18 protein-coding genes are annotated in these 20,591 nt (G+C 75.2%); 8 read left to right on the top strand and 10 right to left on the bottom strand.

The genetic code is table 11. The features are described 5' to 3' along the window. Positions 1 to 124 precede the first annotated feature (124 nt). Positions 125 to 790, top strand: coding sequence for a response regulator transcription factor (locus LPA54_RS00820; protein WP_228973082.1), 666 nt, complete (start codon positions 125 to 127; stop codon positions 788 to 790). Beyond that, entirely contained in the window at positions 787 to 2,295 is a 1,509-nt protein-coding gene (locus tag LPA54_RS00815) for a HAMP domain-containing sensor histidine kinase (protein WP_228973081.1), read from the top strand. The genes LPA54_RS00820 and LPA54_RS00815 overlap by 4 nt, the downstream gene beginning before the upstream one ends. Positions 2,296 to 2,343: 48 nt before the next feature. Here the strand turns inward: LPA54_RS00815 and LPA54_RS00810 are convergent, their stop codons facing one another. The 3 genes from LPA54_RS00810 to LPA54_RS00800 form a co-directional block, all read right to left on the bottom strand. Next, positions 2,344 to 3,330 (bottom strand): aldo/keto reductase, encoded by a 987-nt coding sequence (locus LPA54_RS00810; protein ID WP_228973080.1) that lies wholly within the window; start codon positions 3,328 to 3,330, stop codon positions 2,344 to 2,346. Between the two features lie 105 nt (positions 3,331 to 3,435). Beyond that, positions 3,436 to 4,098 carry a lysophospholipid acyltransferase family protein gene (locus tag LPA54_RS00805; protein WP_228973079.1) on the bottom strand — a complete coding sequence of 221 codons (663 nt, stop codon included), beginning with the start codon at positions 4,096 to 4,098 and terminating at the stop codon, positions 3,436 to 3,438. 124 nt (positions 4,099 to 4,222) lie between these two features. Continuing rightward, positions 4,223 to 4,573: a helix-turn-helix transcriptional regulator gene (locus tag LPA54_RS00800; protein WP_228973255.1), complete on the bottom strand. Its 351-nt coding sequence runs from the start codon at positions 4,571 to 4,573 to the stop codon at positions 4,223 to 4,225. Between the two features lie 135 nt (positions 4,574 to 4,708). Between LPA54_RS00800 and LPA54_RS00795 the strand changes: the two genes are divergently transcribed. Then, the gene (locus LPA54_RS00795) at positions 4,709 to 5,791 is read left to right on the top strand and encodes an NADH:flavin oxidoreductase/NADH oxidase (protein WP_228973078.1); all 1,083 of its coding nucleotides are present in this window, start codon (positions 4,709 to 4,711) and stop codon (positions 5,789 to 5,791) included. Between the two features lie 190 nt (positions 5,792 to 5,981). On the opposite strand, the gene LPA54_RS00790 is transcribed toward LPA54_RS00795, so the two are convergent. Continuing rightward, entirely contained in the window at positions 5,982 to 6,746 is a 765-nt protein-coding gene (locus LPA54_RS00790) for an alpha/beta fold hydrolase (RefSeq protein ID WP_228973077.1), read from the bottom strand. 158 nt (positions 6,747 to 6,904) lie between these two features. Between LPA54_RS00790 and LPA54_RS00785 the strand changes: the two genes are divergently transcribed. Then, entirely contained in the window at positions 6,905 to 7,651 is a 747-nt protein-coding gene (locus LPA54_RS00785; RefSeq protein ID WP_228973076.1) for a hypothetical protein, read from the top strand. Positions 7,652 to 7,683: 32 nt separating this feature from the next. Here LPA54_RS00785 and LPA54_RS00780 read toward each other — a convergent pair whose 3' ends face one another. Next, positions 7,684 to 8,928, bottom strand: coding sequence for an MFS transporter (locus LPA54_RS00780; protein ID WP_228973075.1), 1,245 nt, complete (start codon positions 8,926 to 8,928; stop codon positions 7,684 to 7,686). A 54-nt stretch (positions 8,929 to 8,982) separates the two neighbouring features. Here LPA54_RS00780 and LPA54_RS00775 point away from each other — a divergent pair, with 54 nt between their 5' ends. Next, a complete protein-coding gene (locus tag LPA54_RS00775) occupies positions 8,983 to 9,735 on the top strand; it encodes a helix-turn-helix domain-containing protein (protein ID WP_228973074.1) in 753 nt (250 codons plus the stop codon). 504 nt (positions 9,736 to 10,239) lie between these two features. Next, on the top strand, positions 10,240 to 10,980 hold the full coding sequence (locus tag LPA54_RS00770) for a trypsin-like serine protease (RefSeq protein ID WP_228973073.1): 741 nt from the start codon (positions 10,240 to 10,242) through the stop codon (positions 10,978 to 10,980). 123 nt (positions 10,981 to 11,103) lie between these two features. Here LPA54_RS00770 and LPA54_RS00765 read toward each other — a convergent pair whose 3' ends face one another. Continuing rightward, complete coding sequence (locus LPA54_RS00765) at positions 11,104 to 12,612, bottom strand: SulP family inorganic anion transporter (RefSeq protein ID WP_228973072.1); 1,509 nt, start codon at positions 12,610 to 12,612, stop codon at positions 11,104 to 11,106. A 14-nt stretch (positions 12,613 to 12,626) separates the two neighbouring features. Continuing rightward, the gene (locus LPA54_RS00760) at positions 12,627 to 13,211 is read right to left on the bottom strand and encodes a carbonic anhydrase (protein ID WP_228973071.1); all 585 of its coding nucleotides are present in this window, start codon (positions 13,209 to 13,211) and stop codon (positions 12,627 to 12,629) included. 458 nt (positions 13,212 to 13,669) lie between these two features. Here LPA54_RS00760 and LPA54_RS00755 point away from each other — a divergent pair, with 458 nt between their 5' ends. Continuing rightward, positions 13,670 to 13,825, top strand: a complete 156-nt coding sequence (locus tag LPA54_RS00755) for a hypothetical protein (RefSeq protein ID WP_228973070.1) — start codon at positions 13,670 to 13,672, stop codon at positions 13,823 to 13,825. Between the two features lie 83 nt (positions 13,826 to 13,908). On the opposite strand, the gene LPA54_RS00750 is transcribed toward LPA54_RS00755, so the two are convergent. Next, positions 13,909 to 15,096 (bottom strand): spore photoproduct lyase family protein, encoded by a 1,188-nt coding sequence (locus LPA54_RS00750; protein ID WP_228973069.1) that lies wholly within the window; start codon positions 15,094 to 15,096, stop codon positions 13,909 to 13,911. A 613-nt stretch (positions 15,097 to 15,709) separates the two neighbouring features. On the opposite strand from LPA54_RS00750, the gene LPA54_RS00745 reads away from it, so the two are divergent. Further along, positions 15,710 to 16,168, top strand: a complete 459-nt coding sequence (locus LPA54_RS00745; RefSeq protein WP_228973068.1) for a hypothetical protein — start codon at positions 15,710 to 15,712, stop codon at positions 16,166 to 16,168. A gap of 145 nt (positions 16,169 to 16,313) precedes the next feature. On the opposite strand, the gene LPA54_RS00740 is transcribed toward LPA54_RS00745, so the two are convergent. Further along, positions 16,314 to 18,818, bottom strand: a complete 2,505-nt coding sequence (locus tag LPA54_RS00740; RefSeq protein ID WP_228973067.1) for a prolyl oligopeptidase family serine peptidase — start codon at positions 18,816 to 18,818, stop codon at positions 16,314 to 16,316. Next, positions 18,791 to 20,578 carry an N-acetylglutaminylglutamine amidotransferase gene (locus LPA54_RS00735; RefSeq protein WP_228973066.1) on the bottom strand — a complete coding sequence of 596 codons (1,788 nt, stop codon included), beginning with the start codon at positions 20,576 to 20,578 and terminating at the stop codon, positions 18,791 to 18,793. The genes LPA54_RS00740 and LPA54_RS00735 overlap by 28 nt, the downstream gene beginning before the upstream one ends. Between the last annotated feature and the right edge of the window lie 13 nt (positions 20,579 to 20,591).

Below are 20,591 nucleotides of genomic sequence, written 5' to 3'. Positions count from 1 at the left end.
CTCCTCCGTGCCGGCACGCTCGGTGCCGTTCGCCGATGACGTGGTCCACCCTGGCCGCCGCACGCTGAAGGCAGCCTGAAGCCACCTGAAGGGTTCTTCAGCTCCGCTCTGCGACCCTGAGGCCATGAGGTTGTTGATCGTGGAGGACGAGAAGCGGCTCGCGGCGTCCCTCGCCGCGGGGCTGAGGGCCGAGGGCTACGCCGTGGACGTCGTCCACGACGGGCTGGAGGGGCTCCACCGCGCCTCCGCGGAGGCGTACGACCTCGTGGTCCTCGACATCATGCTGCCCGGCATGAACGGCTACCGGGTCTGCGCCGCCCTGCGGGCCGCCGGCAACGACGTGCCCCTCCTGATGCTGACCGCGAAGGACGGCGAGTACGACGAGGCGGAGGGCCTGGACACCGGCGCGGACGACTACCTGACCAAGCCCTTCTCGTACGTGGTGCTCGTCGCCCGGGTCAAGGCGCTGCTGCGCCGCCGGGGCCGGGGCGCGGCCTCGCCGGTCCTCAGCGTCGGGGACCTGCGCGTCGACACGGCCGCCCGCCGGGTCTTCCGCGGCGACGACGAGGTGGCGCTGACCGCCAAGGAGTTCGCCGTACTCGAACAGCTCGCCGTCCGTCCGGGCGAGGTCGTCGGCAAGCCGGAGATCATGGCGCACGTGTGGGACTTCGCGTACGAGGGCGACCCGAACATCGTCGAGGTGTACGTCTCCGCCCTGCGCCGCAAGCTCGGCGCGCACCGCATCCAGACGGCCCGCGGGGCCGGCTACCGACTGGTGGCGGCGCCGTGAGGTCGGTCCGCGCGCGGGCCGCGCTCGGTGCCACCCTCGTCGTGGCCGTCGCGCTGGTGGCGGCGGGCGCCGTCCTGCTCCAGGTGCTCCGGGCGAACCTGATCGGCCAGGCCGGGCTCCAGGCGGAGATCGCCGCGCGGGAGGTCGCCTCGCAGATCGCCCTGGACCGGCCGCTGGACCGGCTGGACCTGCCGGACGGCGACGAGCGGCCGGTGCAGGTCGTCGAGGAGGGCGGCCGGGTGGCGGCGGTGAGCGAGGGGCTGGAGGCGGTCTCGGGCACGTCGACCCGAGCGGTCGCGCCCCTGCCGTCGTCGGCGGCGTCCCCACCCGGCGACGACGACGGGGACGACGGCGGCGCCGACGGGAACGACGACGACGCGCCGGCACGCGGCGAGGTCGGCGCCGGCCCTCCCCGGTTCACCTCCGGCAGCGCCACCGTCGACGGGCGGACGGCGGCGTACCGGTTCGCCGCGGTGCAGGTGACGTCCGGTACCGCCCAGCGCACGTACACCGTGTACGCGGGGGCGCCGCTCGCGGCGGAGCGGGACGCGGTGGCGACGGTGCGGACCGCGATGCTGATCGGCCTGCCGGTGCTGCTCGCCGTGGTCGGCTCGGTGACCTGGCTGGTGACCCGGCGCGCCCTGCGGCCCGTCGAGGCGATCCGGAGCGAGATGGCCGCCATCACGGCGTCCGAGGACCTGTCGCACCGCGTGCCCGAGCCCGCGTCGCGGGACGAGGTGGCCCGGCTGGCCCGTACGACGAACGAGACGCTCGCGGCGCTGGAGGCGTCCGTGGAGCGGCAGCGCCGGTTCGTCGCGGACGCCTCGCACGAGCTGCGCAGCCCCATCGCGTCGCTGCGCACGCAGTTGGAGGTCGGCGCCGCCCACCCGGAACTGCTCGACCTGGACGGAGCGGTGCAGGACACGCAGCGCCTCCAGCAGCTCGCCGCCGACCTGCTGCTCCTGGCGAGGCTGGACGCGGGTGAACGGCCGGCGGCACGGCGCGTGGACGTGGCGGAGCTGCTCCAGGAGGAGGTGGCGCGGCGCCACGGCGACCGCCTCCCCGTCACCGTGGCCGTCCACAGGGGCGGGGCCGGACCCGGGGCCGGCGACGGCGCCGGGTTCGAGGTGATCGGGTCGCCGGGGCAGCTGCGCCGGGTCATCGGCAACCTGCTGGACAACGCCCAGCGGCACGCGGCCGCCTCCGTGTCCGCGTCCGTGCGGGCCGCCGCGGGCCGGGTGGAGGTGGTGGTGTGCGACGACGGGGCGGGCGTACCGGAGACGGACCGCGAGCGGATCTTCGAGCGGTTCGTACGGCTGGACGACGCCCGTACGCGCGACGAGGGCGGCGCCGGCCTGGGGTTGGCCATCGCGCGGGACGTGGCCGGGCGGCACGGCGGCACCCTCACGGTCGGCGCGGCGGAGGGCGGCGGCGCGCGGTTCGTCCTGTCCCTGCCCGCAGCGACCGGCGCCGGCCAGGCCCCCACCGGACCCGGGCCCGCCTGAGCGGGCGGGGCCCCGGGGCCGGCGGCGCGACCCGGGGCCGGGGCGGTCTCAGCCGTCGACGAAGGCGAGGGCGGCCTCGTCGTAGCGGTTGCCGGCGACCTGCCCGGGCGGGGCCGCGGCCTCGATGGCGGCCAGGTCCTCGGCGGACAGCTCGACGGTCAGGGCCGCGAGGTTCTCCTCCAGGTAGCTCTGCCGCCTGGTGCCGGGGATGGGCACCACGTCGTCGCCGCGGTGCTGCACCCAGGCAAGGGCGAGCTGACCGGCGGTCACGCCCTTCGCCCCGGCCAGCTCCTCCAGCCGCGAGACGATCGCGAGGTTGCGTTCGAGGTTGCCGTCGGCGAACCGCGGCTGGCTCCGCCGGATGTCGCCCTCCGCCAACCCGTCGACCGAGCTGTACCGGCCGGTGAGGAAGCCGCGGCCGAGCGGTGAGAAGGGGACGAGCCCGATGCCCAGCTCCCGGCAGACGGGGGCGACCTCCGCCTCGGGGTCGCGGGTCCACAGCGACCACTCGCTCTGGAGCGCGGCGATCGGGTGCACCGCGTGGGCCCTGCGGAGGGTGTCCGCGCCGGCCTCGGACAGTCCGAGGTGGCGGACCTTCCCGGCCCGCACCAGCTCCGCCATGGCGCCGACCGTCTCCTCGATGGGCACCCGCGGGTCGACGCGGTGCAGGTAGTAGAGGTCGATGTGGTCGACGCCGAGGCGGCGCAGCGACGCCTCGCACGCCTGCCGTACGTAGGGGGCGTCGCCGCGGATGCGGGTGGGCTCGCCGAGGCGGTTGGCGAAGCCGAACTTCGTGGCCAGCACCGCCTCGTCGCGGCGCCCGGCGACGGCCCGTCCGACCAGCTCCTCGTTGTGCCCGGCGCCGTAGAAGTCGGCGGTGTCGAGGAGGGTCACCCCGAGGTCGAGGGCGCGCCGGAGCGTGGCGATGGACTGCGCGTCGTCCGCGGCGCCGTAGCCGTGGCTCATGCCCATGCAGCCCAGGCCCTGGGCGGAGACCGCCAGGGCGCCCAGGTGCCGGGTGGGTACGTCGGTCATGCGGGTGCCTCCCGTGGTCGAGAACCGTTCACACGTGACGCTAGGTATTGGAGTGCGCTCCAGGTCAACCCTGCGAGGCCGGGCGCGCGTTCCGCGTCCGGTCCCTCAGCGTCGGGCGGCGGGTTCGTCGAGGTGGGCGGCGGCCGTCCGCCAGGCGGCGGTCACGGCGCCCAGCGCCTGGGACGTACCGGCCGCGCCGTCGCCGGTCAGCGCGAGCGGCCGACCCACGTGCACGTGGAGACCGGGGCGGCGCAGCGGCGCGGTGACGAGACCCGCGAGCTGCTTGGCCGTACCGCCCGAGACGAGCCGCCGCGCCCCGGCCTGCCCGACGGGGACGACGGGCGCGCCGGTGCGCCGGGCGAGCCGGGAGAGACCGCTGCGGAAGGCGCCGGGCGGGGCCTCGGCGGCGTCCGCGCGGCGCGGGAGGCCGCCCTCGGCGTAGATGAGGACGAGACGGCCCCGGTCTAGGGCCGCCTCGGCCAGGTCGAGGGCCCGGGCGGCGCGCCGGTCGCCGCGGTGGACGGGGATGTGCCCGTCGCGGACGAGGGCGCGGCCGAGCAGGGGTACCCGCCAGAGGCCGGCGGCGGCCATGACCACCGGCTGGGCGCCGAGGTGGCGCAGGGCGGCGAGGACGACGGCGGGGTCGGCGAGCGAGGTGTGGTTCGCGGCGACGATGCTGCCGGGCGCCAGGTCGGCACCGTCGTCCGCGGTGACCGAGAGGCGCCCGAAGGCGGGTACGAGGGCGTCGGCGAGGCGGCTGATAAGCATGCGGGTCTCCCGGTGGCGCGGCTTGGTGATCGCCATCATGGGAGGCCCGGCGGCAACGGGGCCTGAGCGCTCGTACTCGGGTGGGGCAGGTCGCGGTACCCAGACGGGCCGCGCGGACAGCCCCCTAGGGGGCGGCGAGGCGGGCGGCCTGGTCGCGGGCCGCGGCGAGGACGGCGTCGAGGAGGCCGGGGAAGAGCGCGTCCAGGTCGTCGCGGCGCAGGCCGTTCATCTTGGCGGTGCCGCGGTAGGTCTGGCGGATGACGCCGCTTTCGCGCAGTACGCGGAAGTGGTGGGTGGTGGTCGACTTGGAGACGGGCAGCTCCACGTCCGAGCAGGTCACCTCCGTGTCGGCCGCGGCCAGTTCGCGCACCACGCGCAACCGCATCGGGTCGGAGAGCGCGTGGAGCACGCCTTCGAGACGGATGTCGTCGCGCGCGGGGTGCGGGAGCTCACGCGGGCTTGTCGCGGCGGTCACGGGTGTCACGGGGGCTCCAGGCTCGTCGGGTCGTGCCCTCATTGTACGAAGGCCCTCGTAGTTTGACAGATGGCGTACTACGAAGGCTATCGTACGAGTCGTACACCGGTCCCGTCCTTCCGAGTGGAGTCCGCCGTGAGCGCACTGTTCGAGCCCCGCACCCTGCGGTCGCTGACCGTCCCCAACCGCGTCTGGATGGCGCCGATGTGCCAGTACAGCGCCGAGGCGACCGGCCCGGACGCCGGCGTCGCGAACGACTGGCACTTCGCCCACTACGCGGCCCGCGCCGCGGGCGGCACTGGCCTGATCCTGCTGGAGGCGACCGCGGTCTCCCCCGAGGGCCGCATCAGCCCGTACGACCTCGGCATCTGGAACGACACGCAGGTCCGCGCGCTGCGCCGGATCACCGACTTCCTCAAGGGCCAGGGCACGGTGCCGGGCGTCCAGATCGCCCACGCGGGCCGCAAGGCCTCCACCGACCGCCCCTGGAAGGGCGGCGCCCCGGTCGGCCCCGACGCGCACGGCTGGCAGCCGGTCGCCCCGAGCCCGCTGGCGTTCGACGCGGACCACCCGGTACCGGACGAACTGACGCATCAGCGGATAGAGGAGATCAAGGGGCAGTTCGCCGCGGCGGCGCGGCGGGCCCTCGACGCCGGTTTCGAGGTCGTCGAGATCCACGGTGCGCACGGCTACCTGATCGGCGAATTCCTCTCGCCCCACAGCAACCACCGCACGGACGCGTACGGCGGCTCCTTCGAGAACCGCGCCCGGTTCGCCCTGGAGGTCGTCGACGCGGTACGGGAGGTGTGGCCGGAGGAGCTGCCGCTGTTCTTCCGCATCTCGGCCACCGACTGGCTGGAGGACCGCGCGGGTTGGACGGCCGACGACACCGTGCGGTTCGCGGCGTTGCTGAAGGAGCACGGCGTGGACCTGCTCGACGTGTCGACCGGCGGCAACGCGCCCCGCGTGCGCATCCCGGTCGGGCCGGGTTATCAGGTGCCCTTCGCGGCGCGGGTGAAGGCGGAGACAGGCCTGCCGGTCGCCGCGGTCGGACTGATCACCGAACCCGAGCAGGCGGAGAAGATCGTCGCCAACGGCGAGGCCGACGCGGTGCTCCTCGGCCGCGAACTGCTGCGCAACCCGTCGTGGGCCCGGCACGCCGCCCGCGAACTGGGCGGCGACGTCCACGTGCCCGACCCCTACCACCGGTCCGTCTGAGAGGGCGGTCCCCGAGTCCGGCGAGGAGCCCTGCCGTCGCGAGGCACGCTGTGGGCCCGAGCGGGACGCGCAGGGCAGGCGGGGCCGGGCCGTGGACATCCCCGGCCCGGCCGTCGCCGCCACCGTCTCGGCCGTGAGCGCGACGACCCCGCTTTGACGGGGCAACCGGCGGGCAGGACCCGCGGGGGGGTCAGTCCGAGTCGGACAGGAAGTCCTCGACCGCGGCGGCGAACCGGTCCGGAGCGTCGTGGTGCACGACATGACCGGCGGGCAGGTCGACGCGACGGATCACACCGGTGTGACGGGTGGTCATCTCATCGGCATGGGCGGCCGTCAGCTCGTCGCTGCGCGTTCCGCGGATCAACAGGGTGGGGCAGGTCACCGCCGTCCAGTCCGGCCAGTGGTCGCCGTTGAGTGCCTTCTGGGACGCCACCGTGTGTTCGATGTCGAACGAGAATCCCCAGCCGTCCTCCGACCGGCGGAAGGAACACTCCACGTACGGAGCGGTCGCGCCCAGCGCGGCCACCAGTTCCCGGCGCGACGGCGCACGGCGGGGCAGCCGCGAGGTGAACGACCAGTCGCTGTCCACGACCGCGCCGATGTCCTCGACGATCAGCGCACGGACCCGGTCGGGCTGCCGGGCGGCGTACTGGTAGGCGTTGACGCCACCGAGCGAGTGGCCCAGCACCGCCACCGGGCCGATGTCCAGATGCCGGTGGAAGGCGGCGACATCGGCGACGTAGTCGTCCCGCCCGTAGCGCCGCGCACGATCGGACTCGCCGTGGCCGCGCTGGTCGAGCGCGACGACCCTCCACCGCGGCGCCAACGCCTCGGCCAAGGGCGCGAACGCCGACGCCTCGTTGTAGTGCCCGTGCAGGGCGAGAAGCGGAGTACCCGGGCCGCCGAAGTCCAGGTACGACAGGGTCCGTCCGCCGACCACGAAGAATCCACGCATGACGCGGATGCTAGACGGCGCCACCGACAGCCGATGGCCGACCAGCGTCCGGAAGGGCACGGCGGCCTTCCTCCCGGTCGGGACGGGCGGCCGACGGGCAGCACCTGACGAACCGCCCCCGAGATCCCGCTGTTCGGCGCGTCCGGCAGACTGGGGGCGTGGACGACCACCCGCCCGTACACGGCGACTACCCGCCGGTGGACCGTGACCGCGCCCCCGAGCCCTACGGACGCCTGCGCGCACGGACCGACCTCGGCCCCGCCCGCTGGCTCACCCGCCACCCGCCCGGCGCGGGCGCCTTCGGCACGGTGGCGGGTGTCGCCGCGCCCGGCTTCGCCGCGTACGTCCGCGTCCTGCACCCGGCCTCCCTGGAGGACCGGCCCGTGCGGTGGTCGGCGGTGGCGGCGGCCCACGGGCGGCGGATCACGCCGACCACGCGCTGGCACGAGGTGGTCGGCATGGACGACCTGTACCAGAACGCGTCCGTGTACGGCCTGGCCGGAGTGTGGGACGAGCACCCGCAGGAGGGGCCCACGCCGCCCGACGTGGCCCGCGCCCTCATCCCCGTCCTCGCCCGGCACACCGGCACCCCCGACGACTGCTGGTACGGCCTGTGGAACGGCTACGGCAGGTGGGACTTCGACCACCTGCCCGTCTTCGAGCGGCCCCACCGGGACGAGGTGCTCCTCGCCGGCAGGCTCGCCGACGCCGTGTCGCCGGCGGAACTCGACACGTTCGCCGAACTCCCCGACCTGTGGTGGCCCCAGGACCGGGCCTGGTGCCTGGGCGGCGACGTGGACCTGGTCAGCACGTACATCGGCGGGTCGGAGGCGCTGGTCGCCGAGGTGCTGGCGGCGCCCGGCCTGGAGGCGCACCGGGTGGACCCCGGCGACCCCGTCGGCTGAGCCTCCGGTAGGCCCCGCTCCGGCGGGGCGGTTCACTCGGGGGCCGACCGCGCCGGCCGCGCCCCCGGGGCCCGGGGGTCGTCCCCGGGCGCCGGCGGTCCGTCGCCCTCGCCGGCCCGGGGGGCCGCCGCCCGGGCGCGGGGCGCGCCCGGCTCCGGGAGGGTGCGGAAGAGCAGGGAGGCCGCGAGGGGCAGCAGGACCAGCGGGCTCAGCGCGGTGGCCAGCGTGGTCGCGTCGGCGAGGGCGCCGACGAGCGGGGCGGTCAGTCCGCCGACGCTCACGGTGAGTCCGAGCGTGATGCCGGCGGCCGTGCCGACCCGCGAGGGCAGGTAGTCCTGACCGAGCGTCACCTGGAGCGAGAACGGCACGTAGAGACCGACGGAGGCCAGGGCCACGCACGGCACGAGCGCCGGGCCGGGCAGGGCGACGATCCCGGCGACCGCGACGGCGGTGGCCAGGTACGACCAGCGGCAGACCGTCACCCGGTCCCAGCGGTCGGCCAGGGCCCCGCCGAGCACGGACCCCACGGCGCCGCCGAGGAAGAGCACGAAGAGCGCCACCGTCCCCGCGAGGGCGTCCCCGCCGCCGCGCTGCCGGGCGAGGAGGGGGACGAAGGTGCTCAGGCCGACGAAGACCACGGAGCGGCAGACCACCGCCAGGGACAGCCGCAGGAAGGGGCCCGGCCGGTCGGGCCCGACCGCGGCCACCGCACCGGCGCCGGCCCGCTCGGCCCTCCGCACGGCGCGGATGGCGGGCAGGCACAGCACGCCGCCCACCAGGGCCGGTACCGCGAGGAGCGGTGACATCCGCAGCCCGCCGACGGCCATCACGGCGGCGACCAGGAGGGGCGCGAGCGCGAAACCGACGTTGCCGCCGAGGGAGAACCAGGCCATCGCGCGGTGGCTGCCGCCCGCGGCGAGCCGCGCGACGCGGGCGGACTCCGGGTGGTACGCGGCCACGCCCAGCCCGGACACCGCCACGAAGAGCAGGGTGTGCGCGTACGAACCGCCCACGCCGACCAGGGCGATGCCGGCCCCGGCCAGCAGCGTGGCGACCGGCAGCAGCCACGGCATCGCCCACCGGTCGGTGAGCAGCCCGAACAGCGGCTGGGCCACCGAGGACAGCACGGACGCGGCGAGGACGACGCCGGACACGGCGGCGTAGCCGTAGGCGTGCTCGGCGACGAAGAAGGGGACGAGCGAGGCCACGGCGCCCTGGTAGACGTCCACGCAGGCGTGCCCGACGGACAGCATGATGATCGGTCTGTTCTTCCGCACGGCCCCATCGTGCGCCGCGCGACACCCGTCGTACTTCCGATAACCTGCCACGCGATGACGGAGATCCGCCACCAGCCCGTGGCGCCGACCCGGGTGCAGAGCATGGCCACCGGAGCGGTGATCGACGCCCACCGGCACGACGACCACCAGATCGTCCACGCGGGCCGCGGGGTGCTGACGGTGACGACGGACCGGGGCACCTGGGTGGCCCCGGCGACGCGTGCCATCTGGGTGCCGGGGGGCACCGTGCACGCCCACCAGGCGCACGGGGCGGTGGAGTTGCACCTCGTCGGCCTGCCCGTGGCCGACAACCCGCTCGCCCTGCGCGAGCCGGCCGTCCTCGCCGTCGGCCCGCTGCTGCGCGAGCTGCTCCTCGCGTACACCCGGCCGCCGCTCGACGACTCCCCCGCCCGGGGCAGGCTGCGCGGTGTCCTGCTGGACCAGTTGCGGGTCTCCCCGCAACAACCGCTGCACCTGCCGACGCCCGCCTCGGCCCTTCTGGCGGCGGTGTGCGGGCTGCTGCGGGACGACCCGGCCGACCAGCGCACGCTGCCCGCCCTGGGCCGGGCGGTGGGTGCCAGCGACCGCACCCTGTCCCGGCTGTTCCGCGAGGAGCTGGGCATGACCTTCCCGCAGTGGCGCACCCAACTGCGCCTGCACCGGGCGCTGGTGCTGCTGGCGGAGGGCGTCCCGGTGACCGCCGTGGCGCACCGGTGCGGCTGGTCGTCCGCCAGCGCTTTCATCGACGTCTTCCGCCGCGCTTTCGGCCACACTCCGGGCGAGCACCGGGTGCGCCGGCCCCGGTGACGCCTCCGGGCGTCCGCCCGCGAGGGTGTCCGCAGTCGGTGGACTTCTCGACCGGAACGCCCTTTCGATGCGATTGCGGTCCAGACCACTCCTTTCCTCTCACTATGCAGGAAAGCGCATATCTACGCGAATAGCCAGCCGGCCGACACGAGCGGTGCGCGAGGCCGTACGGAGGGTCATTGCCGCGAGGGTGGATCGGGCGGCGCGCATCGGAGGAGGCCCGGTGCCGCATGACGGCATTCCTGCGACGAACTCGGACCTCGACCACAAATACCCCTGCCATCAGCCTGTTTGGCACGCAAATCCTCATCGCCCCATCAACGGGCGCCAGTTGGTCCGGTCCGGACCCTTGCGGGGGCGGCGACCCGTCTGCCAGATTCACCACAGCCGCACATGGCATGCACGCGACAGGTTTACCCAGCCGTCGCGCGCTTCCGCTGCTGCATAAGTATGCAGCGCAGTCCTCATGAAGGACGCCTCCACCCCCACACAAGGGAGACGCACGTGCGAACAAGCAGACTGGTCACCGCGCTCGCCGCCACCGCGCTGACGGTCCTCGGGCTCGCCGCCCCCACCGCCACCGCCCAGGTGCCGACCGTCGACAGCGCGCCCGCCGCGGTGTCCGGGACCGCCGTCCAGCCGATCATCGGCGGCGGTTACGCGAACAACGCCCCCTGGGCGGCCCGGCTGTTCTCCAACGGCCGGCAGACCTGCAGCGCCTCGATCATCGCACCCACCTGGATCCTCACCGCCAAGCACTGCGTGGGCGGCGGCGGGCTGTCGTTCCGCATCGGCAGCCTCGACCAGAGCAGCGGCGGCACGGTCGCCAACGGCGTCAGCGTCTACAACCACGCCTCGTCCGACCTGTCCCTGGTGAAGCTCGACCGGTCCGTCTCGGGCACGTACGCCCGCCTGGGCCAGCCCGGCTCGGTCTCCGTCAACCAGACCGTCCAGGTGTACGGCTGGGGCGCGACGTCCCAGTGCGGCTCCGAGGCCAACTGCCAGTCGCAGTACCTCAAGGTCGCCAACGTCATCGTCACCGGCGGGTGCCGCGACGCCTACAACGGCTCGGCCATCTGCGCGCGCCGCGGCGACGGCATCACCGCCGGCGGTGACTCCGGTGGTCCGATGATGGCGAACGGGGTGCAGGTCGGCGTCGCCTCCACCAGCGACCGGCAGACCACCACCGCGTACACGAACGTGACCGCGTACCGCTCCTGGATCCAGGGCATCGCCGGCGTCTGACCGGCCCCCCTCCCCCGCCGCGTCGCGAGCCGCGCGCGGCCGGGAGGACACCGGGGCGGTGCGGACCGGGCGCCGGGAGGCGCACCGGCCCGCACCGCCCCTCGGCCGTGCTCACCGCACCGGTCAGCGGCCGGCGCCGACCGTCTCCCGCCCTTCCCGCTGCCGGGGCAGGGCCGGCAGGGCGGTCATGCTGACCGGCCCGTCGCCCGGCGCGCCCCGCTGCTCCGCCCAGGTCCGCAGCGCGGCCCGGCACGCGTGGTCCAGGTGGTGGAGCCCGGAGAGGTCCAGCTCGACGCTCCGGTCGCGGGGCAGCGCCTCCAACGCGTCGAGTATCCGGGGCAGTCGGAGGAAGGTCGCGTTCCCGGAGAGCCGGGCCCGTACGGGTCCGGCGCCCGGGTCCACGACGTCCAGCCTGACGTGCGACGCGTCCCAGGCCGCCTTGGCGACGGAGAGCGCCAGGCCGATGAGGACGCCCTGGAACATGTCGATCGTGACGATGGCGACCGCGGTGACGACGAGGACGACCGCCTCGCCGCGGTGGGAGCGCCACAGCGTGACGACGCCCCGGAAGGGGATCAGCTTCCACCCGGCGTGGACGAGGATGCCGGCGAGCGCCGCGAGCGGTACGAGCTCCAGGGTGGCCGGCAGCGCGGCGGCGAACAGCAGCAGCCAGACGCCGTGCAGCACGCGGGACGCCTTGGTCCGCGCCCCCGCCTGCACGTTGGCGGAGCTGCGGACGATCACCGCGGTCAGCGGGAGCGCGCCGAGCAGGCCGCAGACGGTGTTGCCCGCCCCCTGCGCCATGAGCTCCTTGTCGTAGTGGGTGCGCGGTCCATCGTGCAGCCTGTCCACGGCGGCGGCGCTGAACAGCGACTCGGCGGAGGCGATGAGGGCGAAGGCGAGGACCGTGCCGAGGAGGCCCGGCGAGGCCAGCTCGGCGAACGCGTCGAGCCCCGGGGGCTGGACGGCGCCCAGCAGGCCGTCCACCTCGACCGTGGCGACCGGCAGCTCCAGCCACCAGGTGAGGAACGCGGCGAGGACCACCGCGGCCAGCGCGCCCGGCACCGCCCGGACCGGGCCGGGCAGGCGCCGCCACAGGACTATCAGGACGACGGTGCCCGCGGCGATGGCGAACGACACCAGGGCGGCCGGGCTGCCCGCGGCCTCGACGACCGCCTCCGGCAGCCGGGCCACCTTCTCCAGCCCGGAGGCAGGGGCGTCCGCCCCGGCGGCGGCGTACAGCTGGCCGGCGATGATGACGAGTCCGATGCCGGCGAGCATGCCCTCCACCACGGCGAGGGAGATCGCACGGAACCAGCGGCCCCACTTCAGCAGCCCCATGGCGAGCTGGAGCACGCCCGCCAGCAGGACGATGACGCCGAGGACGGGCAGGCCGTAGGTGCGCACGGCCTCGAAGACGAGCACGGTGAGCCCGGCGGCCGGCCCGGACACCTGGAGGCTGCTGCCACGCATCAGCCCGGTGACGATGCCGCCGACGATGCCGGTGACCAGCCCCAGTTCGGCGGGCACGCCGGAGGCGACGGCGACGCCGATGCACAGGGGCAGGGCGACGAGGAACACCACCAGGGAGGCGGCGACGTCCTGCCGCAGGTGGGGGAAGCGGTCGCGCACGGTGTCCACCCCCCTCACAGCGCCTCGAAGGTGTCGGTCGCCGCCCGGTGTTCGCGTACGGCGCCGGTGTGGACCTCGTAGTACCAGCCGCGCAGCGTGATGCGCCCCTCGTCCAGGCGCCGGGCGACGCACGGGTACGAACGGAGCCGCAGCAGCTGCGCCAGCACGTGGTTCTGGACGGGCCCCGCGACCGTCGGGTCGTCGTCCGCGCGGTGCCCGGCGGGTGCCGGCGCCGCGTGCGCCAGCCAGTCGCGGACCGCCGGGACGGTGCTCAGGTCGTCACCGCGGACCAGGGCGCCGACCGCGCCGCAGTGCGAATGGCCGCAGACCACGACGTCCCGGACGCCGAGCACCTCGACGGCGTACTCGATGGTGGCCGCTTCGCCGGTGGGCCGGCCCGTGCCGTACGGCGGCACGATGTTGCCCGCGGTGCGCAGTTCGAAGAGCTCACCCGGACGGGCTCCGGTGATCAGGGCGGGGACGACCCGGGAGTCCGAGCAGGTGATGAACAGGACGCCGGGCGACTGGCCTTCGGCGAGTCCGGCGAACTCCTCAGGGCGCTGTCCGAACGTGCGGGCGTTGTCGATGAGGGGTTGCATGCGGTGATTCCTCCTGGCGCGCACTGACGGCGCGTCGGGCTGACGGGGGGTCAAGTGGAGGGCGACGGGGGTCGCCCGGTGGCGGCGTGCAGCGGGGGCGGCCGGGACGCGGGCCGCCGCGCCGGGTCTCGGCGGGTGACGCTGCGGACCACCTCCTTCCTTCGCGGCGGGCACGCCGAGCACGGCCAAGGAAAGTTAAAGGCAAGGTCAATGAAGAGTAATGGCGCAGGTGGGGTGGGACTGTGAAGACACTCTGAACACACGGTGTTTCCGACTGGAAACGGCCAGAAGTCGACGGAAAACCGCCCGGCGCACGGGGTGAAACGGGGGCGCGACGACGGCGGACACGTAGCGGCACCACTCTCTGAGCCACCGCCGCGCCGCGGAAGCGGAACGCTTCGGTCTGCTCAGCGCCATGCGGACATGCGTCGTCCTGTATGGCCTCTGGCGTCTCCGCCATGACGACGACGCGGAACACCTCCGAAGCCCCCGCGTCCCCCGTTCACGGTGGCGAGCGCGGCGAGCTGCTGCGGGCCCTGGCCGAGCAGCGGGGACTGCTGCCGATCACCGTCCGCGAGGCGTTGGACGGCGCCAGTACGACCGAGCAGCGCTGACCCGGCTCCGCTCCGTCCACCGGCCCCGGTCCGCCCCCGGTCCGCCCCGTGCCGGAGCGGCGGGGCGGGGGCGGGCGCCTGCCTCAGAAGGCGTAGCGAACGTCCAGCCAGGGCGCCTCGGCGTCGATCAGTCCCCGCAGGGTGGCCACGGACGCGGACTTGACGGTGTTGCGGTACCGGACGTTCCGGTCGCCGTTCTGGGAGAGCTTGGGCTGCTGGACTTCGGGCCGCCACAGCAGTTCCTCGGCGCGCGGGTGCCAGTCGAGGTTCACCTCGTGGAGGCGTTCGTTGTGGGTCAGCATGATGACCTCCGCCCGCGCCTGCTCCTTGACGCGCGGCGGCAGCACGTCGTCCAACTGCCGCAGCAGGTCGGCCCAGTCCCGCTCCCAGCCGGGCCGGACCACGACCGGCGAGAGGTTGAAGTGGACCTCGTAGCCGGCGTCGAGGAAGTCCGCCGCCGCGGCGATGCGCCGCTCGACGGGGCTGGTGCGGATGTCGAGCGTCCGTGAGTCGGCGGGCGGCATCAGCGAGAACCTGACGCGGGTGCGGCCCTGCGGGTCCAGTTCCAGCAGGTCCGGGTTGACGAACTTCGTCGCGAAGGACGCCTTGGCTGTGGGCCAGCGGCGGAACGCCTCGACGAGGTCGGCGGTGTTGTCGCAGATCAGGTCGTCCACGGAGCAGTCGCCGTTCTCCCCGATGTCGTAGACCCACGCGTGCGGGTCGCACTGGTTCGGCTCGGGCTTCGTGCCGTGGGCGGCAACGTGCCGGGCGAGGTGGCGGACGACCTGCTCGACGTTGGTGAAGACGGTGATGGGGTTGGCGTAGCCCTTGCGGCGGGGCACGTAGCAGTACGCGCACGCCATCGCGCACCCGTTGCTGAGCCCGGGGGCGATCCAGTCCGCCGACCGGCCGTTGGGCCGCGTGGTGAGGGAGGAGCGCTCGCCGAGGACGAGCGTCCGGCGCTTGACGCGTACCCAGCGCTCCGCGTTGCCCTCGTTGCCGTGGAGGTGGGGGATGCGCCAGTGCGAGTCCGTCTCCAGGACGCGCGCCTCGGGGAAGCGGGCGATGATCTGCCGGCCCCGGGGCGAGGCGGCCGCCCGGGGTTCGGCGTGGATCTCGGTGACGTCGAGCATCCGGCGGGCCTCCGGCGAGTCGCGGAAGGCGCGCCGGCGCGTCCCGCCCGCCTCCGCGGGCCGGGCGGCCGCGGCGAGGTCGTCGACGGAGAACAGTCCCTCCTGGCCGCCCTCCGCTCCGCTGGGGCGATGCCGCATGACCACTGGACAGCTCCGATACGGACGGGGTGGGGCCGGGGACGGCGCGGGCAACCACCGCGGGGCGCCACCCGCGCTCGCCCGGGGGCGGGCGAGCCACCCCCTACTGTACGAAATCGGACACGGCTTCGGCGCTGCCCTACCCCGGGGCGAGCGGACGCCCGCGCTCCCCGCCGTCGACCCGCCGTCCGCCCGCCGTCTATCCGCCGTCCGCCGCCCCGGTGCCCCGCCGCCCCGGTGCCCCGCTCCCGTCCCGGTGCCCCGGTGCCCCGCTCCCGTCCCGGGACGGGAGCGTCCCAGCAGGTCACAAGGGTCGGGATCCCGGACTCGGTGAAGCGTGCGGGACCCGCTTGTCCGGCTTCCCGCGGGCTGCTCCCATGGTGCTCACCGCCCCTCCGGCGGCCCGGTCCGACGGGCTGCCGCGCCGGGCGGTGCCTCGTCCGACCAGCGCCTTCCGCCATGTGGAGGCGCCTTGCGGCGCCGGCGGCCGACCACCGTCGGCGCCGTCACGGTCGGCGGCGCGTCCCGACGGCGGTCCCGGCCACGGGGCCGGTCCGCTGCATCCATCCGTCCCGCCGGCAGCTCGACCTGCCCGGAAAGAAGGAGCACACCCATGCACACCACCTCGCTCGCACCGGCCCTCCGCGCCTCCGCCGAGGGCGGTACCGTCCGACCGGCCCGGCGGCTGCGCAGGGCCGTGCTCGCGGGCCTCACCGCGCTCACCGTGGCGGGCGGCCTCGCCTCGGCCGCGCCGGCGCAGGCCGCGACGCACACCCTGGACTGCCTGATCACCGGGGGCATCGCCTACACCGGCTGTTCGGGACAGCTGACCGTGAACCCGGGGCAGCGGGTCGACGTCGACCTGGTGTCCTCGGGCGGCAAGAAGGTCCGGTTCTGCGTCGAGCCGTTCGGCGGCGGCTGGGACCTCGGCTGCTCCGGGTGGGTCCACCCGGGTGCCCACACCGCCCTGGTGTGGCACAACACCACCGGCCAGGCCCACCGGGTCCAGCTGATCGCCGGCAAGAACGTGTCGGTGAACGTCCACGCCAAGGGGCAGTACCACGTGCGCTAGCCGCCGTGGAGGTGGTGGGGGCGGGATGCCCTGGCCCCACCACCGGCCGGGACCGCCGCCTGCCGGCCGGGACCGCCGCTCGCCGGACGCACGGGGGTCCGGCGGGCGGGGTCCGGCCGGCGGGCGGCGCCGTGCGTCCCGCGGCTCACTCCTCGCCGTGTCCGAAGGGCACCGTGCCGCTGCCCCCGCCGACCAGGTGGCGTTCCAGCCAGTCGGCCGCGGTGCGGCGGAAGAGGCGCCGGTTGTCCGCCCGCTGGAAGTCGTGCCCCTCGTCGCGGAGCGTCAGCAGCTCGGCGGGGATCCCCCGCTCGCGGGCGGCCCGTACGAACTGCTCGGACTCGCCCGGCGGCACGTTGGTGTCGTGCTCGCCGTGGACGGCCAGCACCGGCACCCGCAGGGCGTCGATCCGGTGCAGCGGGGAGAGCGACCGCAGCAGCTCGCGGTCCCGCTCGGGGTGGCCGTACTTGTGGGCGGCGGACTCGGCGATCCACGGTTCCGTCCCGGCGAAGAACGTCTGGAGGTCGGACATGCCGCACACGGCCACCCCGGTGCGGAACAGCTCCGGGTGCCAGACCAGGGACGCCATGACGAGGTAGCCGCCGTACGAGCGGCCCATCACGCCCAGCCGCGCCGGGTCGGCGGGGCCGGCGAGGACGGCGTGCGCGGCGCAGTCGGCGACGTCCTGGAGCGCGGCGAACCGGCCGGTGCCGAGGTCGGCGTCGACGAAGGTCCGCCCGTGGCCGGACGAGCCGCGCACGTCCGGCGCGAACACGTCGAAGCCTCGGCCCAGCAGCTCGTGGTAGAGCGGGTCCAGGACGGGCCGCTCCTGCTCCTCGGGGCCGCCGTGCAGGTGGATCACGCAGGGCGCCGGCCGGTTCGGGCCGCGTCCGGGGGCCCGGTAGTACCAACCGCTCAGCGGCGTGCCGTCGCGCGCCGTGAAGCGGTGCAGGACGGGCCGCGTGGGCCGGCGGCCGGGCGGTACCGCGTCCTCGTCGCGCGAGGACCACGGCGTCCGCAGCGGCGCCCCCGCGGCGGGCAGCCACCAGAGGCCGGGGCGGCGCTGGGAGCCGCTGAGCGCGACGACGGCCGCCCCGCCGGTGCCGGCGGGCGCGACCCGCGTGGCGACCTCGTGGGGCAGGGGGACCTCGCGGCCGGCCTCGGTCACGGTCCTCCCCGGGTCGGACGCCTCGGGGTCTTCCGGGGCGCCCTGAGCGGGCGGGGGCTGCGGTGCCTCCGTGCCGGGCGGGGTGGCCGGGGCATCCGGGGTCGCCGGGGCTTTCGGGGGCTGCGTGAGCGGACGGAACTCCAGCTCGCTCAGCCCGCCGTCGTTCCAGGCGAGGAAGGCGCCGCGACCCTCGGGGGCCACCGCGAGCAGTTCCAGGTCGACACCGTCGCGCTCGGCCGCGACCGACAGCCGGGTGATGCTCCCGTCGGGCGCGAGGTCGGCGGCGAGCAGGGCGGCGAACTCCCGGTCGGCGTCGCTGCGCAGCCAGAGCCGGCGCCCGTCGGGCGAGAAGGCGCCGATCCACGGGTCGCCGTCCGCGACCGGGACGGCCGCGGCCGTCCCGAGGTCGGACAGTCGTACGACCACGGCCTCCCGCCGGTTGCGGGGCCCGCGCCGCAGGACGGCGAGCCGGCCGTCACGGCTGACATCGCAGATGCGCAGGGTGGCCGCCGTCCGCTCGACGGCGACCAGTACCGGCGCGCCCACGCCGTCCGGGTCGACGAGGTAGGCCGCCAGGCCGCTGCCCGCGCGCACCGTCGGCCCGCCGGGGCCCGGTCCGCCGGCCGTGCCGGCGCGCGTCCCGTCCGGACGCGTCAGACCGGTGAGCGTCCCGTCGAGGAGCGTCCCGTCACGGTGCGCCCCGTCGAGGAGCGTCCCGTCGAGGTGGTCGCCGTCGAGGTCGAGGCGGGTGCCGTCCACCGGGGGGTACGGCGCGCCGGTGAACAGTTCGTCGAACCGGCGGCGGCCCCCCGGCCGGTACGCCGTCCCGTCGGGCAGGACGACGACGGGCGGCCGGACGGCGGGGTCGACATCGCCGCGGTGCGCCCCGCCGAGGAGCACGGCGCGTCCGTCGCGCTCCCGCCAGCCCGCCGGGAGCCCGGCGAAGGACGGGTCGCCCGGCTCCGCCTCGCCCGGCGCCGGCTCGCCGGGCGCCGGGCCCGCCCCCGCCGCGGGGGCGGCGACCGTGACGGCCAGGGCGGACCCGTCGTGGAGCCAGCACCCCAGGTAGGCGGAGGTACCGGGCTCGGCGCCCGCGAGGACGCGGCGCCCGGTGCCGTCGGGGCGTACGCACAGCACGCGGGAGTGCTCACCGCCGCCGGGCCTGGTGGTGTAGGCGATCCACCGGCCGTCCGGCGACCACGCCACCTCCGACACGGGGTCCGGCCCGGCGTCGAGGAGATGCGCCTCGCCGCCGTCGACCGGTCCGGTCCACAGCTGCGGCACGCCGCCGCGGTCGCAGACGAACGCGACCTGCGCGCCGTACGGGTCCGCCGACGGGTACCAGCAGCCGTGCGCGGTGAGCCGCACCGGTTCGTCCCGGCCCCCCTCGGCCGGTGCCAGGAGGACGGCCGAGGGGGCGGCGACCGGGGCGTCGCCTTCGTCCCGCCGGGGACCGGTCAGTTGATGCCGTGCTTCTGCAGCCATAGCTCCAGCAACGCTACCTGCCACAGGCCGTTCGCTCCTCGCCTCGTGCGGTGCTCGTCGGGCGCCGCGAGGAGCTCCGCCACGTACTCCTCCCGGAAGACGCCGCGCGCCTTGGCCGCGGGGGCGTCCAGCGCCTCGCGCACCCGCTCCAGGACCGGACCGGCCATGTGCTTGATGGCCGGGACCGGGAAGTACCCCTTGGGCCGGTCCACCACCTCGGCCGGCAGCAGTTTGCGGCCGGCTTCCTTGAGCACGCCCTTGCCGTCGTGGGCGAGCTTCAGCTCCGGCGGGCAGGCCGCGGCGAGCTCGACCAGCTCGTGGTCGAGGAAGGGCACCCGGGCCTCCAGGCCCCAGTCCATGGTCATGTTGTCGACCCGCTTGACCGGGTCGTCGACGAGCATGACGTGGGTGTCCAGCCGCAGGGCCGCGTCGAGAGCCGTCTCGGCCCCGGGGGCGGCCATGTGCTCCCGGACGAACCGCGTCGCGACGTCTTCGTCGGGGAGCATGTGCGGCTGCACGATGCGGGCGAGGTCGGCGTGCGTGCGGTCGAAGTACGCCTCCGCGTACGCGTCGGGCGCGTCCTCGCGCACCGGCACGGCGAGGCGGGGGTACCAGTGGTAGCCGGCGAAGACCTCGTCGGCGCCCTGGCCGCTCTGCACCACCTTGACGTGTTCGGACACCTGCCGGGACAGCAGGTGGAAGGCGATGACGTCGTGGCTCACCTGGGGCTCCGCCATGGCGGCGACGGCGGCGTCGAGCGCGCCGGAGACCTCGGTGGACGGCACCATCAGCTCGTGGTGGTCGGTGGCGAACTCACGGGCCATGAGCCGCGAGTAGTGGAACTCGTCGCCCTGCTCGCCGCCGGCCGACTCGAAGCCGACGCTGAACGTGGCCAGGTCGCGCTGGCCCTCGTCGGCGAGGAGCGCCACGACCAGGCTGGAGTCGAGGCCGCCGGAGAGCAGCACGCCCACGGGCACGTCGGCGACCATGCGGCGGCGGACGGCGACGCGCAGCGCCTCCAGGACGGCGTCCCGCCACTCGTCCGCGCTCATCCCGTCGTGCTCCGGGCGGCGGGTGTACGACGGCTGCCAGTAGTGGCGGTCGCGGTACGTGCCGTCCGGCTCGACCACGCGGACGGTGGCCGGGGGGAGCTTGGCCACGCCGTTGAGGATCGTGCGGGGGGCGGGGACGGTCGCGTGCCACGTCAGGTACTGGTGGAGGGCGACCGGGTCGATGGAGGTGTCCACCCCGCCGGCGGCGAGGAGGGCGGGCAGCGAGGAGGCGAACCGCAGCCGGCCGGGGCCGGGCGCCAGGTACAGGGGCTTGATACCGAGCCGGTCCCGGCCGAGGACGAGCTGCCCGGTGCGGTGGTCGAGGAGGGCGAAGGCGAACATCCCGAGGAAGCGGTCGACGCACTGGACACCCCACTCCAGGTACGCCTTGATCAGCACCTCCGTGTCCGAGGTGGACACGAAGCGGTGACCGAGGCGCTGCAGTTCCCGCCGCAGGTCCTGGTAGTTGTACAGGCAGCCGTTGAAGACGCCGGTCGCGGCGGCGTCGGAGCCGTCCGTCATCGGCTGGGCGCCCCGGTCCGACAGGTCGATGATCTTCAGCCGGCGGTGGCCGAGGGCCACCGGGCCCCGGCTCCACAGGCCCTCGCCGTCGGGGCCGCGCGGGGCCAGCCGGTCGTTCATGCGCCGTACCGCGTCGGTGTCGGCGCGGCCGCCGTCGAAGCGTATCTCGCCGCTCAGGCCGCACATCGCGTGTCACCCC

Source organism: Streptomyces sp. DH12 (genome assembly GCF_020873895.1).
Taxonomy (GTDB): Bacteria; Actinomycetota; Actinomycetes; order Streptomycetales; family Streptomycetaceae; genus Streptomyces.
Note: the sequence above shows the minus strand (reverse complement) of the source record. Positions and strands in the feature narration are given on the sequence as shown.

What these genes read in the sequence shown, in the direction of transcription:
- LPA54_RS00820 (WP_228973082.1), top strand. Translation starts at nt 125, where the DNA reads ATGAGGTTGTTGATCGTGGAGGACGAGAAGCGGCTCGCGGCGTCCCTC.
- LPA54_RS00810 (WP_228973080.1), bottom strand. Translation starts at nt 3,330, where the DNA reads ATGACCGACGTACCCACCCGGCACCTGGGCGCCCTGGCGGTCTCCGCC.
- LPA54_RS00805 (WP_228973079.1), bottom strand. Translation starts at nt 4,098, where the DNA reads ATGCTTATCAGCCGCCTCGCCGACGCCCTCGTACCCGCCTTCGGGCGC.
- LPA54_RS00790 (WP_228973077.1), bottom strand. Translation starts at nt 6,746, where the DNA reads ATGCGTGGATTCTTCGTGGTCGGCGGACGGACCCTGTCGTACCTGGAC.
- LPA54_RS00775 (WP_228973074.1), top strand. Translation starts at nt 8,983, where the DNA reads ATGACGGAGATCCGCCACCAGCCCGTGGCGCCGACCCGGGTGCAGAGC.
- LPA54_RS00760 (WP_228973071.1), bottom strand. Translation starts at nt 13,211, where the DNA reads ATGCAACCCCTCATCGACAACGCCCGCACGTTCGGACAGCGCCCTGAG.
- LPA54_RS00755 (WP_228973070.1), top strand. Translation starts at nt 13,670, where the DNA reads ATGACGACGACGCGGAACACCTCCGAAGCCCCCGCGTCCCCCGTTCAC.
- LPA54_RS00750 (WP_228973069.1), bottom strand. Translation starts at nt 15,096, where the DNA reads ATGCGGCATCGCCCCAGCGGAGCGGAGGGCGGCCAGGAGGGACTGTTC.
- LPA54_RS00745 (WP_228973068.1), top strand. Translation starts at nt 15,710, where the DNA reads ATGCACACCACCTCGCTCGCACCGGCCCTCCGCGCCTCCGCCGAGGGC.
- LPA54_RS00740 (WP_228973067.1), bottom strand. Translation starts at nt 18,818, where the DNA reads ATGGCTGCAGAAGCACGGCATCAACTGACCGGTCCCCGGCGGGACGAA.
- LPA54_RS00735 (WP_228973066.1), bottom strand. Translation starts at nt 20,578, where the DNA reads ATGTGCGGCCTGAGCGGCGAGATACGCTTCGACGGCGGCCGCGCCGAC.